The sequence below is a fragment of the Actinosynnema sp. genome (genome assembly GCF_052038725.1).
The window spans coordinates 1-3,582 of sequence record NZ_JBQGCX010000312.1; the positions used below are offsets into that span (position 1 = coordinate 1).

Annotated in this window: 3 protein-coding genes; all 3 read left to right on the plus strand. The window is 70.3% G+C overall.

Annotation, left to right across the window (positions count from 1 at the left end; translation table 11 throughout):
• The coding region (secF, locus tag ACTUAL_RS06180) for a protein translocase subunit SecF (RefSeq protein WP_440899565.1) at positions 1-1,024 on the plus strand (1,024 nt) is incomplete at its 5' end.
• Positions 1,021-1,539, plus strand: a complete 519-nt coding sequence (locus ACTUAL_RS06185) for an adenine phosphoribosyltransferase (protein WP_157767550.1) — start codon at positions 1,021-1,023, stop codon at positions 1,537-1,539. The genes secF and ACTUAL_RS06185, both read left to right, overlap by 4 nt.
• Positions 1,540-1,686: 147 nt before the next feature.
• Positions 1,687-3,582: RelA/SpoT family protein (locus ACTUAL_RS06190; RefSeq protein ID WP_440899566.1), on the plus strand; the 1,896-nt coding region annotated here is incomplete at its 3' end.

Genomic DNA, 3,582 nt, shown 5'->3' on the forward strand with positions numbered 1-3,582 from the left:
CACCGGCGGCACGCGCATCCAGATGCCCGCGCAGACCGGCGAGGGCACGTCCATCTCGCAGGAAGCCGTCCAGGACAGCTTCAAGAAGTCGGTCGGCGAGGACGCCACCTCGGTGCAGACCGTGGGCACCGGCGACGCCGCGACGTTCCAGATCCGCTCCGAGACGCTGACCACCCAGCAGATCGACGGCCTGAAGAACACGCTGAACGACGACCTGAAGCCCGAGGGCGGCCTGTCCTCGGTCAGCGACAGCGCCGTCTCCGCCTCCTGGGGCGGTGAGATCACCACCAAGGCGCTCCTCGCGCTGCTGATCTTCTTCATCGCGGTGATGCTGTTCCTGGCGCTGTACTTCGAGCTGGCCATGGCGGTCGGCGCGCTCGTCGCCGTGGTCCACGACGTGGTCATCACCGCGGGCGTGTACTCGCTCGTCGGCTTCGAGGTCTCGCCCGCGACCATCATCGGTCTGCTGACGATCCTCGGCTTCTCGCTGTACGACACGGTGGTCGTCTTCGACAAGGTCAGGGAGAACACCCGAGGCATCCTCGGCCTGACCCGCCGCACCTACGGCGAGGCCACCAACCTCGCGGTCAACCAGACCCTGATGCGCTCGATCAACACCTCGCTGATCGCGCTGCTGCCGGTCATGGGCCTGCTGGTCGTCGGCGTCTGGCTGCTCGGCGTCGGCACCCTGAAGGACCTCGCGCTGGTGCAGCTGGCAGGCATGGCGATCGGCGCCCTGTCGTCCATCTTCATCGCGCCCTCGATCGCGGTCGACCTGAAGATGCGCGACCCTCGCTACAAGGCCCAGGCCGCTCGGGTCAAGGCCCGACGGGACAACCTGGCCCGCAAGAACGCCGCGGGCGCGGTCGCCGAGGACGAGGTCGAGTCGACCGACGAGGAGAGCCTGGAGGCCGAGCTCCGCAAGGAGAAGGCCTTCACCGCCGCCGCGGGCGTGCCCGCGCGGCACGCCAAGGCCGCCGACGCGCGGCGCACCAACCGACCGACGGGCAAGAAGCAGCGTTGAAGCTAGAGCACGCGCTCGGACTCATGCGTGAGGTCCCGGACTTCCCCCAGCCGGGGGTCCTGTTCCGGGACCTCACGCCCGTCCTGGCCGATCCAGAGGCGCTCCGCGCCATGACCGACGCCCTCAGCGGCACGGTCGAACCCGGCACCACCGTCGTCGCGGCCATCGAGTCCAGGGGCTTCCTGCTCGGGTCCGCGCTCGGCTACGGCCACGGCTACGGCGTCGTCGCCCTGCGCAAGCCGGGCAAGCTGCCCGCCGTGTCGCACCGGGTCAGCTACGAGCTGGAGTACGGCACCGCCACCCTGGAGCTGCCCGCCGGGCTGATCCAGCCCGGCCAGCGGGTCGTCGTCGTGGACGACGTCCTCGCGACCGGGGGAACCGCAGCCGCCGCCTGCCAGCTCGTGGAGCACGCGGGTGGGGTCGTCACCGGCGTCTCCGTGGTCCTCGAACTGGTCGGACTGGGTGGTCGGGACCGCCTTTCGGGTTACCCCGTGCGGACCCTGCTCACGCTGTGAGCACGTGATCACGGTCGGCGTTCCCCTGACCGGTCGCACCCGTTCACGGTTGCTGCTCGTCGTGTGAACCACACCGCTCGTCGCCCGGTGGCGGGGCCCGCCCCGCCATCGGAGTTATCCTCGGTGCCTAGACACCCGAGGAGCGTGTTGAGCCAGGACACCGAACCCACTGCCCCGACGCCGCCCGTGCCAGGCAGGGCCCCGTCGGCGACCAGGCGCGTGCGGGCCAGGCTCGCGCGCCGCATCACCGCCCAGCGGGCCGCGCCGGTCAAGCAGGTCCTCGAACCGCTCGCCGCCGTGCACCGCGACCTCCACCCCAACGCCGACCTGGCGCTGCTCCAGCGCGCCTACGACGTGGCCGAGGAGAAGCACCGCCCGCAGCGCCGCAAGTCCGGCGACCCGTACATCACCCACCCGCTCGCGGTGGCCACCATCCTGGCCGAGCTGGGCATGGACACCACGACCCTGGTCGCGGCCCTGCTGCACGACACGGTCGAGGACACCGACTACTCGCTCGACCAGCTCCGCGACGACTTCGGCACCGTCGTGGCCCTGCTGGTCGACGGCGTCACCAAGCTCGACAAGGTCAAGCTCGGCGCCGCCGCCGAGGCCGAGACCATCCGCAAGATGGTCATCGCCATGGCCAAGGACCCCAGGGTCCTGGTGATCAAGCTGGCGGACCGGCTGCACAACATGCGCACCATGCGGTTCCTGCCGCCGGAGAAGCAGGCCCGCAAGGCCCGCGAGACCCTGGAGGTGCTGGCCCCGCTCGCGCACCGGCTCGGCATGGCCACGGTCAAGTGGGAGCTGGAGGACCTCGCGTTCGCGATCCTGCAGCCCAAGAAGTACGACGAGATCGTGCGCCTGGTCGCCAACCGGGCCCCGTCCCGCGACACCTACCTCAGCGGCGTGATCAACGAGCTGAGCGGGCACCTGGAGGGCGCGCGGCTCACCGCCAAGGTCGAGGGCAGGCCCAAGCACTACTACTCGATCAACCAGAAGATGATCGTGCGCGGCCGGGACTTCGACGACATCCACGACCTCGTGGGCGTCCGCATCCAGGTCGACGAGGTCCGCGACTGCTACGCCGCGATGGGCGTGGTGCACGCGCTGTGGCAGCCGATGCCGGGCCGGTTCAAGGACTACATCGCGCAGCCCCGCTTCGGCGTCTACCAGTCGCTGCACACCACGGTCATCGGGCCGGACGGCAAGCCGCTGGAGGTGCAGATCCGCACCTACGACATGCACCGCACCGCCGAGTACGGCATCGCCGCGCACTGGCGGTACAAGGAGACCAAGGGCAGCCACCGGGGCAAGAGCGTCGAGGTCGACGAGATGGCGTGGATGCGCCAGCTGCTCGACTGGCAGCGGGAGGCCGCCGACCCCGGCGAGTTCCTGGAGTCGCTGCGCTTCGACCTGGCCGCGCGGGAGATCTTCGTCTTCACCCCCAAGGGCGACGTGGTCACCCTGCCGACCGGCTCCACCCCGGTCGACTTCGCCTACGCCGTGCACACCGAGGTCGGCCACCGGTGCATCGGCGCGCGCGTCAACGGCCGCCTCGTCGCGCTGGAGCGCAAGCTCGAGAACGGCGAGGTCGTCGAGATCTTCACCTCGAAGGCCGAGGGCGCCGGTCCGTCGCGGGACTGGCTCTCGTTCGCCCAGTCCCCGCGCGCCAAGGCGAAGATCAAGCAGTGGTTCGCCAAGGAGCGCCGGGAGGAGGCGCTGGAGTCCGGTAAGGACGCCATCGCCCGTGAGGTGCGCCGCGGCGGACTTCCCTTGCAGCGCTTGATGAATGCCGATTCCATGGGGTCGTTGGCCCGGGAGCTGCGCTACACCGATGTCTCGGCGCTCTACACCGCGGTGGGGGAGGGCCACATCTCGGCCCACCACGTGGTGCAGCGCCTGATCGCCACCCTGGGCGGTGCCGAGGACGCCGAGGACGAGATCGCCGAGCGGTCCACGCCCTCGAATGTGCCGATGCGCCAGCGCAGCAGCGACGACGTGGGCATCGCGGTGCCCGGCGCACCGGGCATCTTGAGCAAG